At 68.5% G+C, this 21,258-nt stretch carries 22 protein-coding genes and 1 tRNA gene; 14 read left to right on the top strand and 9 right to left on the bottom strand.

All coding sequences use genetic code 11. The features are described 5' to 3' along the window. Window positions 1-21 precede the first annotated feature (21 nt). From steA to GR168_RS13490, 13 genes are all read left to right on the top strand, one after another. Entirely contained in the window at window positions 22-1,209 is a 1,188-nt protein-coding gene (steA, locus tag GR168_RS13550; RefSeq protein ID WP_159370960.1) for a putative cytokinetic ring protein SteA, read from the top strand. A 3-nt stretch (window positions 1,210-1,212) separates the two neighbouring features. Then, window positions 1,213-2,148 carry a copper transporter gene (locus tag GR168_RS13545; protein ID WP_065629797.1) on the top strand — a complete coding sequence of 312 codons (936 nt, stop codon included), beginning with the start codon at window positions 1,213-1,215 and terminating at the stop codon, window positions 2,146-2,148. A gap of 142 nt (window positions 2,149-2,290) precedes the next feature. After that, window positions 2,291-4,090, top strand: coding sequence for a CTP synthase (locus GR168_RS13540; protein ID WP_083229474.1), 1,800 nt, complete (start codon window positions 2,291-2,293; stop codon window positions 4,088-4,090). Window positions 4,091-4,095: 5 nt separating this feature from the next. Next, complete coding sequence (locus GR168_RS13535; protein ID WP_068972163.1) at window positions 4,096-4,731, top strand: NUDIX hydrolase; 636 nt, start codon at window positions 4,096-4,098, stop codon at window positions 4,729-4,731. Next, entirely contained in the window at window positions 4,728-5,648 is a 921-nt protein-coding gene (xerD, locus tag GR168_RS13530; protein ID WP_068972164.1) for a site-specific tyrosine recombinase XerD, read from the top strand. The genes GR168_RS13535 and xerD overlap by 4 nt, the downstream gene beginning before the upstream one ends. Before the next feature lie 154 nt (window positions 5,649-5,802). Continuing rightward, window positions 5,803-6,750: a ParA family protein gene (locus GR168_RS13525; protein WP_065629872.1), complete on the top strand. Its 948-nt coding sequence runs from the start codon at window positions 5,803-5,805 to the stop codon at window positions 6,748-6,750. After that, complete coding sequence (locus GR168_RS13520; protein ID WP_083207271.1) at window positions 6,747-7,673, top strand: segregation/condensation protein A; 927 nt, start codon at window positions 6,747-6,749, stop codon at window positions 7,671-7,673. Before GR168_RS13525 ends, GR168_RS13520 begins: the two co-directional genes overlap by 4 nt. Then, window positions 7,670-8,428: an SMC-Scp complex subunit ScpB gene (gene scpB / locus GR168_RS13515; RefSeq protein WP_065629800.1), complete on the top strand. Its 759-nt coding sequence runs from the start codon at window positions 7,670-7,672 to the stop codon at window positions 8,426-8,428. Before GR168_RS13520 ends, scpB begins: the two co-directional genes overlap by 4 nt. A gap of 6 nt (window positions 8,429-8,434) precedes the next feature. Next, entirely contained in the window at window positions 8,435-9,367 is a 933-nt protein-coding gene (locus GR168_RS13510) for a pseudouridine synthase (RefSeq protein ID WP_058253158.1), read from the top strand. After that, window positions 9,364-10,077: a (d)CMP kinase gene (cmk, locus tag GR168_RS13505; protein ID WP_058253159.1), complete on the top strand. Its 714-nt coding sequence runs from the start codon at window positions 9,364-9,366 to the stop codon at window positions 10,075-10,077. Before GR168_RS13510 ends, cmk begins: the two co-directional genes overlap by 4 nt. Beyond that, the gene (gene der, locus GR168_RS13500; RefSeq protein ID WP_058253160.1) at window positions 10,074-11,513 is read left to right on the top strand and encodes a ribosome biogenesis GTPase Der; all 1,440 of its coding nucleotides are present in this window, start codon (window positions 10,074-10,076) and stop codon (window positions 11,511-11,513) included. The genes cmk and der overlap by 4 nt, the downstream gene beginning before the upstream one ends. A 126-nt stretch (window positions 11,514-11,639) precedes the next feature. Further along, window positions 11,640-11,903, top strand: coding sequence for a GlsB/YeaQ/YmgE family stress response membrane protein (locus GR168_RS13495; protein ID WP_065629874.1), 264 nt, complete (start codon window positions 11,640-11,642; stop codon window positions 11,901-11,903). A gap of 150 nt (window positions 11,904-12,053) precedes the next feature. Continuing rightward, window positions 12,054-12,127, top strand: a tRNA-Pro gene (locus GR168_RS13490). A 57-nt stretch (window positions 12,128-12,184) separates the two neighbouring features. Here the strand turns inward: GR168_RS13490 and GR168_RS13485 are convergent. The 8 genes from GR168_RS13485 to GR168_RS13450 form a co-directional block, all read right to left on the bottom strand. Further along, the gene (locus GR168_RS13485) at window positions 12,185-13,273 is read right to left on the bottom strand and encodes an ATP-binding protein (protein WP_068972167.1); all 1,089 of its coding nucleotides are present in this window, start codon (window positions 13,271-13,273) and stop codon (window positions 12,185-12,187) included. A gap of 37 nt (window positions 13,274-13,310) precedes the next feature. Next, a complete protein-coding gene (locus GR168_RS13480; protein ID WP_083229477.1) occupies window positions 13,311-13,784 on the bottom strand; it encodes a GNAT family N-acetyltransferase in 474 nt (157 codons plus the stop codon). 42 nt (window positions 13,785-13,826) lie between these two features. Then, window positions 13,827-14,768 carry a diiron oxygenase gene (locus tag GR168_RS13475; RefSeq protein WP_068972169.1) on the bottom strand — a complete coding sequence of 314 codons (942 nt, stop codon included), beginning with the start codon at window positions 14,766-14,768 and terminating at the stop codon, window positions 13,827-13,829. After that, the gene (locus GR168_RS13470; protein WP_137810035.1) at window positions 14,765-15,646 is read right to left on the bottom strand and encodes a prephenate dehydrogenase dimerization domain-containing protein; all 882 of its coding nucleotides are present in this window, start codon (window positions 15,644-15,646) and stop codon (window positions 14,765-14,767) included. The genes GR168_RS13475 and GR168_RS13470 overlap by 4 nt, the downstream gene beginning before the upstream one ends. Beyond that, window positions 15,643-17,784: an aminodeoxychorismate synthase component I gene (gene pabB / locus GR168_RS13465; protein ID WP_159370959.1), complete on the bottom strand. Its 2,142-nt coding sequence runs from the start codon at window positions 17,782-17,784 to the stop codon at window positions 15,643-15,645. Before pabB ends, GR168_RS13470 begins: the two co-directional genes overlap by 4 nt. A gap of 1 nt (window position 17,785) precedes the next feature. Continuing rightward, window positions 17,786-18,184 carry a chorismate mutase family protein gene (locus tag GR168_RS13460; RefSeq protein ID WP_065629819.1) on the bottom strand — a complete coding sequence of 133 codons (399 nt, stop codon included), beginning with the start codon at window positions 18,182-18,184 and terminating at the stop codon, window positions 17,786-17,788. A gap of 289 nt (window positions 18,185-18,473) precedes the next feature. Next, window positions 18,474-18,776, bottom strand: a complete 303-nt coding sequence (locus GR168_RS13455; protein WP_159370958.1) for a hypothetical protein — start codon at window positions 18,774-18,776, stop codon at window positions 18,474-18,476. After that, the gene (locus GR168_RS13450) at window positions 18,773-19,345 is read right to left on the bottom strand and encodes a recombinase family protein (protein WP_065629821.1); all 573 of its coding nucleotides are present in this window, start codon (window positions 19,343-19,345) and stop codon (window positions 18,773-18,775) included. The genes GR168_RS13455 and GR168_RS13450 overlap by 4 nt, the downstream gene beginning before the upstream one ends. Window positions 19,346-19,615: 270 nt before the next feature. Here GR168_RS13450 and GR168_RS13445 point away from each other — a divergent pair, with 270 nt between their 5' ends. Beyond that, on the top strand, window positions 19,616-20,530 hold the full coding sequence (locus tag GR168_RS13445) for an alpha/beta hydrolase (protein WP_159370957.1): 915 nt from the start codon (window positions 19,616-19,618) through the stop codon (window positions 20,528-20,530). Window positions 20,531-20,676: 146 nt separating this feature from the next. Here the strand turns inward: GR168_RS13445 and GR168_RS13440 are convergent, their stop codons facing one another. Then, the gene (locus GR168_RS13440) at window positions 20,677-21,180 is read right to left on the bottom strand and encodes a methylated-DNA--[protein]-cysteine S-methyltransferase (protein WP_068972186.1); all 504 of its coding nucleotides are present in this window, start codon (window positions 21,178-21,180) and stop codon (window positions 20,677-20,679) included. Window positions 21,181-21,258: the final 78 nt, after the last annotated feature.

Below are 21,258 nucleotides of genomic sequence, written 5' to 3'. Positions count from 1 at the left end.
CTTCGGCCGATCATGGCCGTCATGAAGATGCCTGCACTGCTCGCGCGTAACACCGAAGAACTGCCTGGCGTGACCGGTATCGCCAGAATCGACAAGAACACGAAACGGCTGCTCAACCGCGTCGGGCCGGGTGACATCGCCATTCTCGACGAGGTCGACCTCGACCGGGTGACCGCCGACGCGCTCGTCGAGGCCAACGTCGTGGCCGTGGTCAACGCCTCGCGGTCGATCACCGGCCGCTACCCCAACCTCGGACCCGAGGTCCTGGTGGCCTCCGGCATCGTGCTGCTCGACGATGTGGGTCCGGAGATCTTCAAGCGGGTCAAGGACGGTGCCAAGGTGCGGGTCCACAACGACCGGCTCCTCGTCGGCGAACGGCGACTCGCCCTCGGTACCGAGCTCGAGGAGCGCGACATCGCCGACATCATGATCGGTGCCAAGGCGGGCCTCGTCGACCATCTCGAGGCGTTCTCGGGCAACACGATCGAGTTCATCCGCAGCGAGTCGCCGCTGCTGATCGACGGGGTCGGTGTGCCGGAGATCGACGTCGACGTCGCAGGCCGTCACGTCGTCATCGTCGGCGAAGGTGCCGACCGTGCTGCCGACCTCCGCTCGCTGAAGCCGTTCATCAAGGAGTACCAGCCCGTCATGGTGGGCGTCGGGGCCGGTGCGGACACGCTGATGAAGGCTGGGTACAAGCCGTCGATCATCGTCGGCGATCCCGAGACCATGAAGACTCCGACGCTGAAATCCGGTGCACAGCTGGTGCTTCCGGCCGACACCGACGGACATGCGACCGGGCTCGAACGCATACAGGACCTCGGCATCGGGGCCACCACGTTCCCGGCCGCCGGGTCGGCCGGCGACCTCGCGTTGCTGCTCACCGACTACCACGGCGCCGACCTGATCGTCACCGTCGGCTACCCGGGATCGCTCGACGACTTCTTCGACCGGTCGCGCCGGGAGAGCAATCCGTCGATGTTCCTGACCCGACTGAAGGTGGGCCAGAAGCTCGTCGACGCGAAGGCGGTCGCCACGCTCTACCGCAGCCGGGTGTCCGGTGCCGCGATCGCGTGTGTCGTGCTCGCGGCACTCGTCGCCGTCATCGCCGCCGTGCTGCTGTCGAACGCGGGCACCGACATCACCGACTGGATCGTCGTGCAGTGGAATGCGATGCTCGACTGGGCTCGAGAGGTCTGGAACCGGTAGCCGATGATCTCGCTACGACAGCATGCGATCTCGCTGGTCGCGGTCTTCCTCGCGCTCGCCCTGGGACTGTTCCTGGGGTCGGGATTCGTCGGGGACCGCGTCAACTCGATGACCGGCACGAGTCGTGACCGCATCGGCGACCTGGAGAGCGAGCGCGACGATCTCAACGCAAAGCTCAACGCCTCCAACAGCTTCGACCTCGCCATCACACCCCGGCTGATCGCGAACAAGCTCAAGGGGCAGTCCGTGCTGGTGGTCACCGCACCGAACGCGGCGGATGCCGATGTCGATGCGGTCAAAGAATCGATCTCGGGTGCCGGTGCCCGATTCGGCGGACAGATCGGTTTGACCGACGCACTGCTCACCGACGGCAAGTCCGAGGAACTGCGGACGATCGTCGACCAGACCATTCCGCCGGGCACGATGCTGCGCGCGGAACTGACCGATTCCGGGGGCCGGGTCGGGGACCTGCTCGGGGCCCTCGTGCTGTCGAACGAGACAGCGCGACCGGCGTCGTCCGGGGACCGTCGGACCGGGCTGGCGACACTGCGCGACGGTGGGTTCATCGACTACGCCGACAACGCGATCACCCCGACCGATCTGGTGGTGGTGGTGACCGGTGACGAGTTCGGTCCGGACTCCGGTGCGCAGGGCACGCTGGTCGGCCGCCTGGCCGCCACGCTGTCGGCACGCGGGGTCGGCGGGGTACTGGTCGGACGCACCGGCTCCGCGGCGGGCGGGTCGCCGATCGCCATCGTCCGCTCGGATCCGTCGCTGGCCAACGCGGTCTCGACCGTCGACAACATCGACCAGCCGACGGGTCTCATCACGACGATCCTCGCCCTGGCCGCCGAGGCCGACGGGACGACCGGCTCCTACGGCACCGGCCCGGGCGCGACCGCGATCACCGTCGGTGCCGACGGACGACCGGCCGCCTGAGATCGAGTCCGCCACCGCACGCGAGCACCGCCACACCCGTCGACGGTGTGGCGGTGCGGCGTCGGGCGTCGGTGGTGTTACCCTGGAGTCCCGTAGGTAATCAGGGCATCGGCCCCGATTCGGCCGACGGGAGACACTTCTTTTGCGACCACTTCGCCATGTACACGACACCAAGCACATCTTTGTGACCGGTGGCGTCGCCTCTTCGCTGGGCAAGGGCCTGACGGCCTCCAGCCTGGGTCAGCTTCTCACCTCGCGGGGCCTGCGGGTCACCATGCAGAAGCTCGATCCGTATCTGAACGTCGATCCGGGCACCATGAATCCGTTCCAGCACGGTGAGGTGTTCGTGACCGAGGACGGCGCCGAGACCGATCTCGACGTCGGACATTACGAGCGTTTCCTCGACCGCAATCTCTCGCAGTCGGCGAATGTGACCACCGGACAGGTGTATTCGTCGGTCATCGCCAAGGAACGCCGCGGCGAGTACCTCGGTGAAACCGTTCAGGTCATCCCGCACATCACCGACGAGCTCAAGTCGCGCGTGCTGGCCATGGCCGAACCCGACGCCGGCGGTGAAGTGCCCGATGTGGTCATCACCGAGATCGGTGGCACGGTCGGCGACATCGAGTCGCTGCCGTTCATCGAGGCCGCGCGACAGGTGCGCCACGACGTCGGCCGCGACAATGTCTTCTTCCTGCACGTCTCGCTCGTGCCCTACCTCGCGCCGTCGGGGGAACTCAAGACCAAGCCGACCCAGCACTCGGTCGCCGCGCTGCGCAACGTCGGCATCCAGCCCGACGCGCTGATCCTGCGCTGCGACCGCGACGTGCCCGAAGGGCTCAAGAAGAAGATCGCGCTCATGTGCGACGTCGAACTCGACGGCGTGATCTCCACCCCCGACGCCCCGTCGATCTACGACATCCCGAAGGTGCTCCACAGCGAGCACCTCGACGCCTACGTGGTCCGCAAGCTGGGTCTGCCGTTCCGCGACGTCGACTGGACGGTGTGGGGCGAGCTCCTGCGCCGCGTGCACGAGCCGCGCGAAACCGTCCGCGTCGCGCTGGTCGGCAAGTACGTCGATCTCCCCGACGCCTACCTGTCGGTGACCGAGGCCATCCGCGCCGGTGGCTTCGCCTGGAAGGCGCGTACCGAGATCAAGTGGGTGCCCTCGGATGAGTGCGCCACCCCGGCCGGCGCGCAGGCCGCCCTCGGCGACGTCGACGCGATCCTGATCCCCGGCGGCTTCGGCATCCGCGGCATCGAGGGCAAGGTCGGTGCCATCTCGTACGCACGGCGGCGCGGGATCCCGCTGCTGGGCTTGTGCCTCGGGCTGCAATGTGTGGTCATCGAGGCGGCGCGCTCGGTCGGCCTCGACGAGGCCAGCTCGACCGAGTTCGACCCAGAAACCCCGCACCCGGTGATCTCGACGATGGCCGATCAGGCCGACGCCGTGGCCGGCGACGCCGACCTGGGCGGCACCATGCGACTCGGTGCCTACGACGCCGTGCTGAAGGCCGGGTCCGTCGTCGCCGAGGCCTACGGGACGCGGGAGGTGTCCGAACGTCACCGTCATCGCTTCGAGGTCAACAACGCCTACCGCGACAAGATCGCCGACTCCGGGCTCGTGTTCTCGGGTACCTCGCCCGATGGGCACCTCGTCGAATTCGTCGAGTACCCCAAGTCGGTGCACCCGTATCTGGTTGCCACGCAAGCACACCCGGAGCTCAAGAGCCGGCCGACCCGCCCGCATCCGCTGTTCCGTTCGTTCATCGAGGCGGCCCTGAAGTACAAGGCGGCCGAACGTCTTCCGGTCGACCTCGGCGACGACTACGAGTCGAACGACGCTCCCGCGGACGCGGTGGCCGCCGTCAACGCGGTCACGGTGGAACCGGTCGCCGGGCTGGGCGAGGCAGTCCTCGACGACCCTGCCGGCAGGGACTGACCGCGTTGGGCCACGACTTCGAGGTCAAGGACAGCCGCACCGTCTACGACGGCGCGATCATCACCCTCCGGGTCGACGACGTCGAGATGCCGGGCGGGCGCGTCGCCGAGCGTGAGGTCGTCGAACATTTCGGGGCCGTCGCGATCCTGGCGCGCGACGATGCCGGCCGGGTGGCGATGGTGCGGCAGTACCGTCACCCCATCGGCCGACGTCTGCTCGAGTTGCCCGCCGGGTTGCTCGATCAGGCCGACGAAGAACCCCTGGCCGCCGCACAGCGCGAGCTGGCCGAAGAGGCCGACCTCGCCGCCGACTCATGGCATGTCCTGGTCGACCTCGCGCTGTCACCCGGCTTCACCGACGAGGCGCTGCGGTTGTATCTCGCCGAGGGGCTGCACAATCTCGACGCGGCCGAACGCGTCGACGAGGAAGCCGACATGTCGATCGAGTGGGTGCCGCTCGACGACGCCGTCGCGAAGGTGTTGTCGGGGGAGATCGTCAACGCGACGAGCGTGGCCGGCATCCTGGCCGCGGCCGCAGCCGGCGGGTCGACGGCCGGCCTCCGCGGCGTCGACGCCCCGTGGCCGGACGAGCCGACCGCGTTACGGAACCGACGTGCCGACGATCGGGGCCGCCGGTCGTGACCCTGGCCGCCGACATCGCGCGCTACCTCGATCACCTGACGGTGGAGCGGGGTGCGGCGGCCAACACGGTGTCGTCCTACCGGCGCGATCTCGAGAGGTATCGCGGGTATCTCGACCGGCGGGGGATCCCGTCACTCGACGCCGTGACCAAAGAGGACATCCGCGAGTTCCTCGTCGAACTCCGTCGCGGTGACGCCGAGGCGGGGTTCGCTCCGCTCGCCGACAGTTCGATCGCGCGAACCCTGGTCGCCACCAGGCGTTTTCACAAGTTCGCGGTGGATGAGGGGATCGTGCCGACCGACGTCGCGCACGATGTGCGGCCCCCGCGCGCGGCGCGGCGCCTGCCGAAATCCCTGCCGGTCGACGAGGTGCTCGCCATTCTCGATTCGGCCGGCGTCGAGGACCATCCGCGCGGGTTGCGGGACCGCGCGCTGCTGGAGTTCCTCTACAGCTGCGGGGCGCGGATCTCCGAGGCCACCTCCCTCGATCTCGACGATCTCGATCTCGACGACATGCGCGCGGTTCGCCTCCGGGGCAAGGGCGGCAAAGAGCGTCTCGTGCCGCTCGGCGGGCCCGCCGTCCAGGCACTCGAGGCGTACCTCGTCCGCGGGCGACCCGCGCTGGTGTCACGGGCGACGCCCGCGGTGTTCCTGAACGCGCGCGGCGGGCGGCTCTCGCGGCAGAGCGCCTGGCAGGTGCTCGTCACCGCGGCCGAGCGCGCCGGCCTCGACAAGGCGGTCTCGCCGCACACCCTCCGGCACAGCTTCGCGACCCATCTGCTCGACGGCGGCGCCGACGTCCGCGTCGTGCAGGAACTCCTGGGCCACGCCTCGGTCACCACCACGCAGGTGTACACGCTCGTGACGGTCAACACGATGCGGGAGGTCTATGCCGTCGCCCATCCGAGGGCGCGTTGACCCCGCGGATCCCCCGGGCGCGCCGACGCCGGGATGACCGGGGAGATGTCCTAGGCTGATACGAGGCTCGGCCGTGGACGGACAACTGAACTACCGAGAAGCGGCATCGAACAGCGAAGGGAGCGGCGGACACGTGACCACTCCGAGCGCACCCCTGTCTGGCGCCCGTCCGGGAGGGTCTGGCGCCCGTCCGGGAGATCAGTACAGCATCCAGGTGTCGCCCGGAAACGACACCGACGAGGCCGAGCACGATGCCGACGAGATCGGCCCCACCGGGCGGCCGTATCGCGACGTACCCGAGCCCGCTCCGCTGGACCGTCACGGACCCGCCACGGTGATCGCGGTCTGCAATCAGAAGGGCGGCGTCGGCAAGACGACGTCGACCATCAATCTCGGTGCTGCGCTTGCCGAATACGGTCGTCGGGTCCTGCTCGTCGACCTCGACCCGCAGGGTGCGCTGTCCGCGGGACTCGGTGTGCCGCATCACGAGCTGGAACAGACCGTCTACAACCTCCTCGTACCGCCGCAGGTGGCCACCGACGAGGTCCTGATGCGGACCCGCGTCGACGGTCTCGACCTGCTGCCCAGCAACATCGACCTGTCGGCCGCGGAGATCCAGCTGGTGACCGAGGTGGGTCGCGAGCAGTCGCTCGGCCGGGCACTGCATCCCGTGCTCGACCGCTACGACGTCGTCCTCATCGACTGCCAGCCGTCGCTGGGTCTGCTCACTGTCAACGCGCTGGCCTGCGCCGACACCGTGCTCATCCCGATGGAGTGCGAGTACTTCAGCCTGCGCGGGCTGGCTCTGCTCACCGACACGATCAACAAGGTGCGCGACCGGCTCAACCCGCGCCTGGACCTCGGCGGCATCCTGGTCACCATGTTCGACGCCCGCACACTGCACTCCCGTGAGGTGATGGCCCGCGTCGTCGAGGTGTTCGGCGACGCGGTCTACGACACCGTCATCGCCCGCACCGTCCGGTTCCCGGAGACCAGCGTCGCCGGGGAACCGATCACATCGTGGGCGCCGCGGTCGGCCGGCGCGAAGGCGTACCGGGCGCTCGCACGCGAGGTGATCGCCCGCAACGTCACGCCCGCATGACGACCGGCACCGACCAGGCAGTCCCCGAACCCGCCGTGTCCGAAACCGCCGTATCCGAACCCGGCGCGTCCGATTCGGTTGTGCCCGAAGATGCTTCGAGCGCGGCGGAAGCGTCGTCCGAGGTCGGTGCCGAGGAGTCCGGTTTCCGGGTCAAGCTGCGCAACTTCGAGGGTCCGTTCGACCTGCTGCTGAACCTGATCTCGCAGCACCGCCTCGATGTGACCGAGGTGGCGCTGCACGAGGTGACCGACGACTTCATCGCCTACACCCGCGCACTCGGCCCGGAGATGGGGCTCGACCAGACGACCGAATTCCTCGTCGTCGCGGCGACGCTGCTGGATCTCAAGGCGGCTCGCCTGCTGCCCTCCGGCGAGGTCGATGATCCGGAGGACCTCGCACTCCTCGAAGCCCGGGACCTGTTGTTCGCGCGGTTGCTGCAGTACCGCGCCTACAAGCAGGTCGCCGCCCTGTTCGGCGAACTCGAGGCCGCCGCCCTGCAGCGCTACCCACGCGCGGTGTCGCTCGAGAAGCGCTTCGAGGATCTGCTGCCGGAGGTCACCCTCGGTGTCGACGCCAACGGCTTCGCGCAGGTCGCCGCGGCGGGGCTGACGCCGCGTCCGGTGCCCACCGTCGGCCTCGACCATCTGCACGACGTCCAGAAGGTGTCGGTTCCGGGCCAGGCACGTCGGATGGCATCTCTCCTCAGTGCGGTACCGGGCACATGGCTGACCTTCGGCGAGCTGACCGCGGACTGCGAGAACGTGCTGGAGATCGTCGGTAGCTTCCTCGGCCTGCTCGAGTTGTTCCGGGAGCAGGCCATCACCTTCGAACAACCCGAGGCACTCGGCGATCTCGCGGTGATGTGGACGGGGGAGCGCGGTGCCGACGACCTGCGCATCGACAAGGCAGAGGACTACGGATGACTGATCACGCTCCTGAGGTCGACCACCACGACCCGACCGGCGTAGCCGAGGGAGAGGACCCGGGACCGGCCGAACCCGAGCAGACCACTCTGCAGGGCGAAGGGGAGTACCTCGACGACGCGCGACTCCGTTCCGCCCTGGAGGCGGTGCTGCTCGTCGTGGACACCCCGGTCACCACCGAAGAACTCGCGAACGCCGTCGACCAGGACCGCACGCGGGTCCGGGAGACACTCAACGCCATGTCGTCGGAGCTCACGGCGTCGGGCAGCGGCATCGATCTGCGCTTCGCCGGCGACGGCTGGCGTTACTACACCCGGGCGGAGTACGCCCCCTACGTGGAGCGGCTGCTGCTCGACGGCGCGCGGTCGAAGCTCACGCGGGCGGCGCTCGAGACGCTGGCGGTCATCGCCTACCGGCAACCGGTCACCCGGGCACGGGTGAGCGCCATCCGCGGCGTCAACGTCGACGGCGTGATCCGCACCCTCGTCGCTCGCGGACTGATCAACGAGGTCGGCAGCGAACCGACCACGAACGCGACGACCTATGCCACCACCGAACTCTTCCTGGAACGGCTCGGGCTGGCGTCACTGTCGGAACTGCCCGATCTGGCGCCCCTGCTGCCGGACGTCGACCTGATCGACGACCTCGACGAGGAGCTGCTCTCGGATCCCCGATTCGCCAAACTGTCCACCCAACCGTCAGACTCGAATGAACTGATCATCGACGGTGGCACCACCACCGACTCACAGGACTGAGAGAACATGGCATCCGCTGGCCGAGATGGCTCACCGGGAAAACGCCGCAAGGGCGCGCCCGCACAACAGCCGCGAACCAAGAAGACCCACCGCAAGGGGTCGTCGAAGCCGAACGCCGAAGTGGGCCGGATCCGGCTGAACAACGCCCGACCGGCGCGGCACCAGACGCCTGAGCACGGCGAGGGTGCCGGCGCCAACTACGTCGAAGACGGCGTCCGCCTGCAGAAGGTGCTCGCCCAGGCGGGGGTGGCCTCGCGCCGCGGCGCCGAGGAACTGATCGCGGCGGGTCGTGTCGAGGTCGACGGGGAGATCGTCACCGAGCAGGGGCTGCGCATCGACCCGGACACCGCGATCATCCGCGTCGACGGTGCCCGCGTGATCATGGACGAGACCCGCCAGTACCTCGCCTTCAACAAACCCAAGGGCTGGCAGTCGACGATGTCCGACGACCAGGGCCGTCCCTGCGTCGGTGATGTGGTCGCCGAGCGGGTCATGGCCGGTCAGCGCCTGTTCCACGTCGGCCGCCTCGACGCCGACACCGAGGGTCTGCTGCTGCTGACCAACGACGGTGAACTCGCGCACCGGTTGATGCACCCGTCGTTCGAGGTGCCCAAGACCTACCTCGCCACGCTCAAGGGCGAGGTGCCCCGCGGGATCGGACGTCGCATGCGCGAGGGCGTCGAACTCGACGACGGCCCGGTGACGGTCGACAAGTTCACCGTGATCGAGGTCCACGAAGGCCAGTCGCTGGTACGGATCACCCTCCACGAGGGTCGCAACCGCGTGGTGCGGCGCATGATGGACGAGGTCGGCTTCCCGGTCGTCAAACTGGTTCGCACACACGTCGGTTCGGTGGCACTCGGCGAACAGCGCCCGGGCAGTCTGCGTGTTCTGGGCAACGACGAGGTCGGTGGGTTGTACAAGGCGGTCGGCCTGTGAGCGACGGAGCTTCGGAGTCCGCCGGCGGGACCACGCATGTCGTGGCGATCGACGGTCCGGCCGGTACGGGCAAGTCCTCGGTGTCCAAGCTCCTGGCGGCCGAGGTCGGCGCCAGTTATCTCGACACCGGCGCGATGTACCGCGCGGTGACCCTCGCCGTTCTCGATGCCGGTGTCGCGCTGGATGATCCGGCCGGAATCGCCCGCGTGGTCGCCGACGTCGCCATCGAGTTGGTCCCCGATGGGGACGGCGCCAAGGTCTTCCTCGACGGGCGCGACGTCTCCGGGCCGATCCGCACCGACCACGTCACCAGCGCCGTCTCCGCGGTCTCGGCGGTACCCGAGGTGCGCACCAAACTGGTTGCGCTGCAACAGCAGAATGCGCAGGGCCGGTTCGTGGTCGTGGAGGGGCGCGACATCGGGACCGTGGTGTTCCCCGACGCCGACGTCAAGATCTTCCTCACCGCGACACCCGAGGCGCGGGCCGAGCGCCGGCACAAGCAGAATCTCGCCGGCGGTCGCGACAGCGACTACGACGCGGTGCTGGCGAGCGTGAACCGCCGCGACCATCTCGACTCGACACGCAAGGTCTCGCCGTTGCGCGCGGCCGACGACGCGACCGTCGTCGACACCAGCGACAAGACCCTCGACGAGGTGCTCGCGGAACTGAGCGGCCTCGTCGCGACCCGGATCGGAGCAGTGGAACGGTGAGTGACGACTACTCGAACGACCTCGCGGCGCTACCCGGCGACGGCACCTGGTCGGACGAATCCGACTGGCAACTGACCGATGTCGGGGGAGCCGACGACGCGTCCGGTGTCGAACACATGCCGGTGGTCGCGATCGTCGGGCGGCCGAACGTCGGCAAGTCGACGCTCGTCAACCGCATCCTGGGGCGTCGTGAAGCCGTGGTCGAGGACATCCCCGGCGTCACCCGGGACCGGGTGTCGTACGCGGCGTCGTGGTCGGGCCGGCGGTTCACCGTCGTCGACACCGGTGGTTGGGAACCCGACGCGAAGGGCCTGCAGCAGGCCGTCGCCGCGCAGGCCGAGCTGGCGATGCGCACCGCCGACGCGATCGTCGTCGTCGTCGACGCCACGGTCGGCGCGACCGCGACCGACGAGGCTGTCGCACGGGTCCTGCGACGCTCGAAGACCCCGGTCATCCTGTGTGCCAACAAGGTCGACAGCGAGCGACTCGAGTCCGACACCGCATCGCTGTGGTCGCTGGGACTCGGTGAGCCGTATCCGGTGTCGGCCGCACACGGCCGCGGCGCCGGTGATCTGCTCGACATCATCCTGGACAAGCTGCCCGAGACCCCGCGGGAGGCACCGACTCTCGGTGGCCCGCGTCGCGTCGCCCTGGTGGGCAAGCCGAACGTCGGCAAGAGTTCGCTGCTGAACAAGCTCACCGGCACCGAGCGGTCGGTGGTCGACAATGTCGCCGGGACAACCGTGGATCCGGTCGACGAACTCGTCGAACTGGGCGGCAAGACCTGGAACTTCGTCGACACCGCCGGTCTGCGCCGCAAGGTGCGGACCGCGAGCGGCCACGAGTACTACGCGTCGTTGCGGACGCGGTCGGCGCTCGACGCGGCCGAGGTGGCCATCCTGCTGATCGACGCGTCGGAACCGATCACCGAACAGGATCTGCGGGTGCTGTCGCTCATCATCGAGAGCGGCCGCGCCCTCGTGATCGCGTTCAACAAATGGGATCTCGTCGACGAGGACCGCCGGTACCAGCTGGACAAGGAGATCGACCGCGAGCTGGCCCGCGTGCCATGGGCGCGTCGGGTGAACATCTCGGCGTCGACCGGCCGGGCCGTCCAGAAGTTGGTCCCCGCACTGGAATCCGCGCTCGACTCATGGGACAAGCGCATCTCGACCGGCCCGCTGAACAACTGGCTCAAGGACGTCATCGCCGCCAATCCGCCGCCGCTGCGCGGTGGCCGGCAGCCGCGCGTGATGTTCGCGACCCAGGCCTCGGTGCGGCCGCCGACCTTCGTGCTGTTCACCACCGGCTTCCTCGAGGCGGGCTATCGCCGGTTCCTGGAGCGGCGCTTGCGCGAGGAATTCAACTTCGACGGTTCGCCCGTCCGGATCAACGTCCGCGTCCGCGACAAGCGGGAGCAGCGCCGCAAACGCTGATCACCGTCCGGCGACTCCACCACCGTTGGGCAGGTCCGCCACCGCGCAGGTGGCGGACCTGCCCATCTCCGGTGGATGTGTCGCGTGCCGGTGGCGCACGACACCTGCTGTGAGATACTGCGTCTCGTGCTCATCCTGGCAATCATCGTTTTCGGCATGGTCATCGGCGCCCTGGCGCAGATCCTCCTCGGCGGCAAGAACCTGCGCACCGTCGACTGGGGTCTCGCCCTGGTGGCCGGCATCGTCGGCTCCTTCGTCGGCGGACTGCTCATCAGCCTGCTCTCGGGCGACGGCCTCGAGCTCCGCCCGAGTGGCATCATCGGCTCCCTCGTGGGTGCCGTTCTGGTGACCGCCGGGTGGATCTTCTTCAAGAAGCGTTCGACCGTCTAGCAGCCGGTGTCAGATGTAGCGCTTCGTGGCGGCAGAAGCAACGACGCACTACATCTGGCCACCGGCCCGAAATGAGGCCTGACCAGGCGATTGGTTCGGAACCGTGCTCGTCGGCTAGGCTTTACATCGCTCCGCTTCTCCAGGGAGCAACGGGCTGTGGCGCAGTTTGGTAGCGCACTTGACTGGGGGTCAAGTGGTCGCAGGTTCAAATCCTGTCAGCCCGACAGAAAACCCCGGTGAGCGTCGCTCACCGGGGTTTTGTTCTCGGAACCATCGACCGCTCACACGACCAGCGGCACCGCGACGTCGGCGCCGCCTTCCTCGGTGATCCGGGCACCCATCTGCGTGTACGTGGGCGCGGTGATGAACCCACCGGCGAGGAGTGCCTCACCCTGGCGGAACCCGGGCGACTCCGCCAGGAGGTGTTCGGGTACGAAGCCGAAGGTGTCGGCCAGCTCGGCGAGATCGCGTGGGGCGTTCATCCGCATCAGGCACAGGTTGTCGCACTGGGACAGGACATTGGGGTGGATCTTGGTCGGCCGCTGGGTTGACAGCAGCAGCCAGAGGCCGAATTTGCGGCCCTCGGCGGCGATCTGCACGACCCGGTCGATCAGCGCCTGCTCGACCGCGCTGGTGGCCTGCGGTGGGCAGATGTTGTGGGCCTCGTCGATCACGATGAGTATCGGGCGCCGCTCGTCGCGGTGGGCCCAGAGGTGTTCGAGCACACTGAGGGCGGCGACCTTCGGTTCCGCTGGGTGGGCGAACCCACCCAGGTCGAGCACGGTCGCCTGGGGTCGCTCGTCGATGACGTCGGTCGCCGCGAGGTCACCCCGCGCCCAGAGTGCCCAGTCGAGGACCTGCAGATTCTCGATACGCTTGGCCAGCCGCTGATGTCCGGGGTCGGCGGAACTGCGTAGCGCGTCGAGGTAGGTGGTCTGGTCCGATGTTTCGGTGAGTGTGGCGTCGGCGTGCAGCAGGACGTTGTACTCGTCGGCGTCGGCGATCGGATCCAGCTGCAGGACCGCGGCCTTCGCGGCCAGGGGCAGGGTCAGGAATCGCGTCCGCAATTGCGGTCCGTCACGTCGCGTCGAATGCAGGACCCGGATGTCGGATGCCGCGATCGCATCCGCGGCGGCGGGGTCCGCGGTACCCCGTGTCTCGGGCAACCGGGTGAAATCCGCGTTCGGATCGAGGATCAGCAACGGGAGTCGGGTCCGGAGCAGCAGCTGTTCGAGAACCACCCCGAGCGCGTAGGTCTTCCCGGAGCCGCTCTGGCCGCACCAGAAGGTGTGCCGATTGAACTTCTCCGCGGTGAGGAGGACGTCGGTCGTCGCGTTGTCGCGATGGCTTCCCACTGTCAGCTGAACCACGCCCGTACCTTACTGGCACGGGCGGGATTCCATCGGATTACGGAGCGGTCAGCTCCTTGCGGAGAACGAACGCCCGATCGCCGGTCTCGGGGTCGCGCAGCGGGAATTCGTGCCGGGCATAGAAGCGGTGCGCGTCGACGTCGGGTTCGTCGACCTCGATCTCGAATTCCCCGGCGCCCCGTCGCGCCGCCTCGGCAACCGCGGCGGTGAGGACGGCACCACCGAGTCCGCGGCTGCGTTGGGCGGGCGTGGTGTACATCTCGTCGAGCAGGGCGATGCCGCCGTCGACCCAGACGTTTGTCCGGATGGTCACCAGGCCCAGCGAGGTGATCGGGTCGCCGGCCACGATCGCGAAAGTCGAACTGCGCGAGAGTAAATCGGTCAGTCGATCGGCCAGGGCGGCCGGTCCGGGAGACGGTTCGCCGTACTCGCGGTTGAAGGCGTCGAGCAGTTCGGCCATGGTCGCCGCGTCGGCCGGTGTCGCCACTCGCGGGCTGTCGGGCTCGTTCACGGTCACCACCGTAGCCGTCCACCCGACGATCACCGGCGCAGGTCAACCCAGGGCGCCGAACCGGGCGAGTAGCCGGTCGACCGCACTGCAATCCTGCAGGACTCGTCGTCTATCGGGATCCTCTGCGGACTCGCGCAGCATCGTGGCGCCGTCCGGGATCCGCTCGGCGGCGAGGATGGCCGACCAGGCGGCGCTGTCGGTCGCCGTGAACGCGTCGACGCCGTCGCGCAGCGCATGCGCCAGGACGAGCCGGTCGTCCGGGCCGAGCCGGTCGTGGACCATCGCGATCATCTCGCCGGCGACCGAGCCGTGCGCGCGCTCGTCGCGGCGATGCAGGGCGACGGTGGCTTGGTGAACCGGTTGGATCGTCCGATCCTCGGCGATCAACGTGAGGTAGTCCCCGATGGAGGTCTCGGCGACCGTCGCGTATGCCAGGGTCGTGAGCGCCGCGGCTCGTGCCGACTCCGCACGTGCGAGCGCAGCCCGATGGCGGCGCACCATCAACGACTCGGGCAGTGTGGCATCCGGGAGCGTCCAGGCACGCCGGCGGCGGGTCAGCGCGGAAGCGTTCAGATGCATCAGCGTGTGGTACTCCTCGTCGACCATCGACTGGACGACCGCCGCCCTCCCGGCGTCGGAGAACCCAGTGCCGAAGGCATCCCGGAACAGCAAGCCGAAACCGGGTGTGACCACGTCTTGTTCGATGTCGACGACGTTCTTGTTGTATGCGATCCACCCCCACGCCCGGACCCGGGACCGGCGGTCCTCGTCGAGCCCGTTCCATCCCGGATGTCCGGCGAAGGGGAGCAGTGTCTCGGGATAGTCGACGCAATCGTCGTCGTAGAGATCGTCCATGGTCGGGCCGTCGAGTTCGGGCTCGGTGCGGCGCACCGTGGCCCGCCGCGACCAGCTGCGCACCAGCCCACGGATCACCGCCGTCTCCACCGGGTCGGCGGCGTCGTGGTCGGGCAGCGTGCCGGTCACGACGCCAACCCGGCGAACAGTTGCGCGCACAGCCCGGCATACTCGCTGCCGCGATCGCCCAGCGGCGCTCCGGCCCGGGCGAGCAGCGCCGTGAACTCGTCGGTGTCGCTGTCGCAGGTGGCGGAGACCCGGGACACCGCACGCGCCAACGCATCCCGGGCCGTCGACGCGCACGGGTTCGACGACTGCACGTCCCGGTACACCTCCGGTGTCCCACCGGCGACGCGCGCCAGCATCGCCGACATCGTCATGAACGGCGGGGTGGCCAGTGTCGCCGCCTCGTCGGCCTCGACGCCGAGATCGGCGAGCGCGACCCCGAACGACAGGATGGTCGCATGGGTGAGGGCCTGCACCGCGGCGCACAGGCGGTCGTGCCGATCGGCGGTGGTGACCTGCACGCGAGCGCCCCACCTCGCCAGGTCGTCGATCAGGCGGTCCACGCCGGGTCCGTCGCGATGGACGACCACCGCAATCGCGCGGCCGGGCAGACCGAGGGACGGGGCGAACATCGGGTTCACGCCGACGGCCGGGCCCGTTGTGGCGCAACGGCTCTCGTCCAGTCCGCCGACGGCCGCCGCGAACCGGGTCTTCACCGACAGCGTCTCCACCAGCATCGCGGTCGGGCGCATCAGTGATCGCACCGTCCCCAGCGAGGCGACGGCGACATTCTCCGGCACCGCGAGGACCACGATGTCCGCCGCGCGCACCCGCGCGGTCGCCTCTGGGCCGGGGGCACGGATGTCGTCGCCGGAGGTGGCGTCCAGGATGTGTACGAGGTCGCCGCCGCTGCGCCACCGGTCCGCGAACATGGATCCCACCGCCCCTGCTCCGCCGGCCACGACCACCGACCGCGCACCGGGGCCGGCCGATTCGGTCACGAGTCGCTCTCCTCGGCGACGGACAGGCAGCGTCGCATGGTCAGGGCCTTGACCATCGTCTCCTCGAACTCCTCGTCCGGATGCGACAGCGCGACGATCGCACCGCCGACGCCGAAGGTCACCTCGGAACCGGTCGCCACCATCGTGCGGATCACGATCGACAGGTCAGCGGTTCCGGTGAGCGAGAAGAAGCCGATCGCCCCCGAGTACACGCCCCGCGGACCCGCCTCGAGTTTGTCGATGATCTCCATCGTGCGGATCTTCGGTGCGCCGGTCATCGAACCGCCGGGAAAGGCCGCCCGCACACAGTCGACCGCCGACACCCCGTTCCGCAGCGTCCCCCGCACGGTCGACACCATTTGATGCACGGGTGCGTAGGTCTCGATGTCGAACAGTGACGGCACATGCACCGACCCCGGGACGCAGACACGCGACAGGTCGTTGCGGACGAGGTCCACGATCATCAGGTTCTCCGACCGGTCCTTCTCGCTCGCCCGTAGCGCGGATCGCAAGTGGTGGTCCTCGGTGGGATCGGCCGACCGCGGCCGTGTCCCCTTGATCGGCTTCGACTCGACCGTCCCGTCGGCACCGATCTTCAAGAACCGTTCCGGCGACGCGCTGAGCACCGACATCCCGGCGAACTGCAGCAGGGCGTTGTAGGGCATCGGGCTGATCTCCCGCAGACACGAATACCCGGACACGGGGTCGAGGCTGCGGTGCACGGTCGCCGAGTTCGTCAGACACACCTCGTACGACTCCCCGGACCGGATCTCCGCCAGACAGTCCTCGATGAGCCTCAGGTACGTCTGGCGGTTGTGGCGGAACACGATCGGCACCTCGTGGGGCGCCGGGACCAGCGGGGGAGTCGTCGCCGGAGCGGGTGTGGCGGTTCGCATCTCCCGAATGGTCGACGCCGTCTCGTCCAACCACGTCGCGACATCGGGATCCGGGCTCTCGACTGCTTCTAGTGCGAGCACATACGCACACCCGTGTCCGTGGTCGATCACCACCGCGCGGTCGGCGAACACGAGCGCCGCGTCGGCCTGCTCGGAGGCATGCGCCAGCTGGCCGCCGGTGTCCGCTTTGAGCTCGTAGCCGAGATAGCCGACGTACCCCAGACAGAACGCGAACGGCAGCTCAGGTTGCGCAGCCACCGCACGCGCCCGCAGCTGGGCGTCGAGGTAGTCGAAGAAGGTGCTGCGGACCTCCTCCGCTGTACCGTCCGAATGTTCGACTCGCACAGTCATTTCCGGGACCCGGTAGGTCACATACTCGGCGTGGGGGCCCGAGCAGTCTCCCATGACGGAGTAGCGACCGTCGGTCTCCTCGGCCGCCGACCGGTCGAGCCAATAGCTGTTCGGGCCACCGGCGAACAGTCGTTCATAGACGCTGTTCGGGTCCACCACGTGGTCCACCCGAACCGATCGGACCCGGTATTCCTCGTGCCGATTCCCCGTCGGTTCACTCCCCGCCGATTCACTCGTCGACGCCTCACTGGCCGGGCGCTCCGTCGTCGCCGACGCCCGACTCGCCCCGACCGAGACCCCGCGGTGCGCTCGCACCCGTGTGGCCGCCGCGAAGTTGGCCAACAGCTCCCGGCCGTACTCGCTGCAGATCGACTCCGGATGGAACTGCACCCCCCACATCGGCAACACCCGGTGGCGCACCGCCATCAGGACGCCGTCGTCGGACCACGCCTGCTCCTCCAACTCGTCGGGGACATCCACCACCGCCAGCGAGTGATACCTGACCGCCCGGAACGGGGAGGGCAGTCCCGCGAACAAGCCGCGGCCGTCGTGGTGGACGGCGCTGAGTCGTCCGTGCCGCGGTTCGGGGGCCCGTACCACCGGGCTGCCGAACACATGGCACAGGCCCTGGTGGCCCAGGCACACCCCGAGCACGGGTAGTCCGCTGTCGGTCAGCGCCCGTGCGCTGATCCCGAAGTCGCGGGGGTAGTCCGGACGGCCCGGGCCGGGGGAGACCACGACGTTGTCGAAAGCTGTCAGGTCCACCGACGTCCAGGGCACATCGTTGGCGACGACGACCGGCTCCCGGCGGTTGACCTGGGTCAACAACGCGTACAGGTTGTACGTGAACGAGTCGTAGTTGTCGATCAGCAGTGTGCGCACCGGGTCCACCTCAGTCCGCGCTCGCGACGGCGGACGGGTGTCGGGCGGGGTCACGATCCGGCCCCGCTCGCTGCGACGTCTCGGTCCCGACGATCAGATCCTCGACCCGACAGGTCTCCGAGATCATGAGGTCGTAGAGGGCATGCAGGAAATCGGTGGACAGATCGTGATCGATGGCGAACCGGTGGGCGTGTTCGTGTACAGCGCCGACCCGGCGCGGCTGCATCACCGGGATGGCGTGCCGTCGTTTGAGTTCCGCGATGCGTGTGCAGACCTCGATCCGGGCCCGCACGTCTTCGAGCAGACGGTCGTCGATCCCGTCCAATTCCGTTCGCAGGGCTTCCAGTTCGCGTGCGGTGGGGTCGTCTCCACCCGGCGCACGGCTGTTGATGTTCGTCGATCGGGTCATGGCGCGACCACCTAGCAGTGTCCGAAAGTGCGGCCCGCCGACTTGACCCGCCCGACATGCGGCGCCTGCCCCCGTGCGGCATTGCGCCCGGCCCGCGTTCGCGAACCGCATCCCCGACTCGGTCCATGGTCGCACCGAGCGTGCATGTCGCGAGGGGCGTTGACGTCACCAGGTGATCACGATTCGCCAACGACCAGTACGTCAGCGCACGAGATCCGTTGCCGGGGCGGCGGTTCGAATGCGGCAAGTCCGACCTTCCGGGCTTCGTTGCCGAGACCCTTTGCGGCGCTTACTTTCCGGCGTGCCGGAGGTGTCCGTAGAGGGCGGCGCGATAGCCGCGTGTGTAGCTCGGTTCCTCGTCGTCGGGGTCCGGCGGACACGCGAGCGTCGACGACGCCAGTTGTCGCGCCCACGGCGCGGGAAGCGCACCGAGATCGGCCGCGGCATCGACGAAACCTTGCTGGAACAGGTCCGGATCGAGGTGCTCGTCGAGTTCGGCGTCGAAGATCGGGAACGAGGTGGGCAGGCGCGTGACGACGCCGTACTCGCTGACGATGTCGAGTTCGGGGAGGTCGGAGTCGGGATTCTTCAACGGACCGAACGCCTCTCGGCCAGGGTGCGATACAGGGTCGCGCGGCTCACCCCGAGCTCTTGCGCGATCCTGGGTACGGAAACCCCCTGCGCGCGCATCTGTTCGGCGCGCACCACCTGATCGGCATCGAGCGCCCGCGGCCGGCCGATCGCCGACGTGGACCCACGCAGGGTTCTCGGCGTGGAACGGTCCGACCGTCTCGGCGCGTCGTCGTCGAGTTCGGCCAGCGACGCCAGCACCGCGACGATCATCGCTCCGGCCGGGTCGGCGGTGTCGATTCCCTCGCGGAGCGAGCGCAGTCCGATGCGGCGCCCGGCCATCTGGTTCGCGACCTCCATGACCTCGCGAACGTTCCGGCCGAGGCGGTCGATGCCGACGACCACCGTGGTGTCGCCGGCTCGCGCGTAGTCGAGGAGGGCGGCCATCCCGGGCCGCTGACCCGCGGGCGCGGAGCGATCGGTCGCATCGGTGTAGATCCGCGCGGGGTCCACCCCGGCATCGGTGAGCGCGTCGATCTGGGGCGCGAGCGCGTGGGCACCGGGGGAGTCGCGTGCGTAACCGAGGGCCATCCCCGACGGCTGTGTTGCGTCTGCTGTCACCGCGACAGCGTATCTCAGAAGTATCGAGACAGACTCAAAAGACGCGCCGGTGTTTCGAGACGATCTCGCAATCGACGTATAAGAGTCTTGATAATCGCAAAAAGTGTCTCGAAATAGGCGGGATGACTCAGGTGCGGCCGCGTTCGGGGTTCACCCGTTCGCACCGTTTCACCGCGTTGTGCCGCGCGGGCGCTGCGCCGGCGTTACCGTCGCACCACGGTCGTCGGAGGAGGTACATCCATGGGGCTCGCTCACTCGGACAGTCACTCGACGGAACCGCGCCTCGTCGAGACGCCGACCGGGCCGGTCGAATATGTCGACGTCGGGTCCGGGCCGCCGCTGGTGTTCGTGCACGGGTCCCCGGGTGGCTGCGACCAGGGGGTCCTGATGACGCGCTTCCTGGCCGGGGCGCATCGCGTCATCGCGGTCTCTCGACCGGGCTACCTGGGTACGCCCCTGGGCGGCGACACACGACGTCCGGCCGCGCAGGCGGAACTGGTCAGGGCGGTGCTGGACTCGGTGGGGATCGATCGTTTCGGGCTGATGTGCTGGTCCGGTGGCGGGCCCGTCGCCTACTCGTTGGCGGCTTCCGTACCCGAGCGGGTGTCCGCGATCGTCGCGGTCGCCGCGGTCAGCACCCGCTTCGATCCGCGGAGCAGCCTGCGTGGACGACTCGAACTGTCCGAGGAGAAGCTTCTCTTCAGTCGTTTCGGTCAGTGGCTGGCGACCACGGTCGCGTCGAAGGCGCCGTCCACGGCCATCTCGACACTCCTGTCCGGTGAGGGAGACCTGTCGCGTGTACAGATCAGGGCGCTCACCGCGGAGATCATCGCCGATGACGACCAGCGCACGCTGGCGATCGATCTGTTCGACACCGTGTCGGGGTCGCGAAAAGCTGGTTTCGACAATGACTTCGACCAATTTCGCGAACTCGACCTACCGCTCGCGGAGGTGACCGCACCCGTGCTGGCGATACACTCCCGAACCGACGCCGACGTCCCGTTCGATCAGAGTGTCCATGCCGCGCAGACGCTGCCCGATGCTCGCCTCGAAGCCGTCGACGAGGGAACGCACCTGTCGTTGTGGCTCGGCTCGGATGCTCCGAGGCTGCAGTCGCTGGTCGTCGAACATCTGTCCGGGGCGTCGCGCACATGACGCTCGACGCTCGAGGGTGCCGGATCACGAACTCACGTCGCGTGCGACATCGGTCCGCTGATGCGACTTCGATCGAGGTCGCGTAGACGGATTGATGTCGCATGCGACATCGATCTCAGGGTCGGCATAGTCGGCTGGGCTCCTGATCAGAACAGTGTCGGCGGGAGAGCGCCCTCGAACTCGAGCAGCCAGCGTTTGGTCGCCAGACCCTGACCGTCCGCGCCGCCCGAGTAGCCGCCGAGTCCGTCGCCGGCGACGACGCGATGACACGGGATGATCAACGGCAGGGGGTTGATCCCCATGATCGTGCCGACGCCGCGCGCAGAGACCCGCGTGCCGCTCATCGCCGCGAGTTCGCCGTAGGTGACCGTGTCGCCGTGGGCGACCGTCCGGTGCAGCGTCGACAGGACCGCCCGGGCGGCGTCCGACATCCGATCGAGATCGACAGGCAGGTCGAACTCGGTCAGGTCACCGGCGAAATAGGCGCGGATCTGTCGAATCGCCTCTGCGAGAACGGGATCGATGGTCTCGTCATCGGTCGGTACGTCGGTGGTCACTCGCCAGGCCACGCGCACGACGGCCGATCCATTGCTGTCGACGGCCACGGTGCCGACCGGCGTCGGTACGAGAGCACGGCATGGTGTGGTCATCGGTGAGATCTCACGGTCGAGGTCAGGTCCGGCCACACAGTATCGGAGAGTCACGACACAGACGGCGCTGCGGGGAAT

It is taken from the genome of Gordonia sp. JH63 (assembly GCF_009856645.1).
In the GTDB taxonomy this organism is placed as follows: Bacteria; Actinomycetota; Actinomycetes; order Mycobacteriales; family Mycobacteriaceae; genus Gordonia; species Gordonia hongkongensis.
Note: the sequence above shows the minus strand (reverse complement) of the source record. Positions and strands in the feature narration are given on the sequence as shown.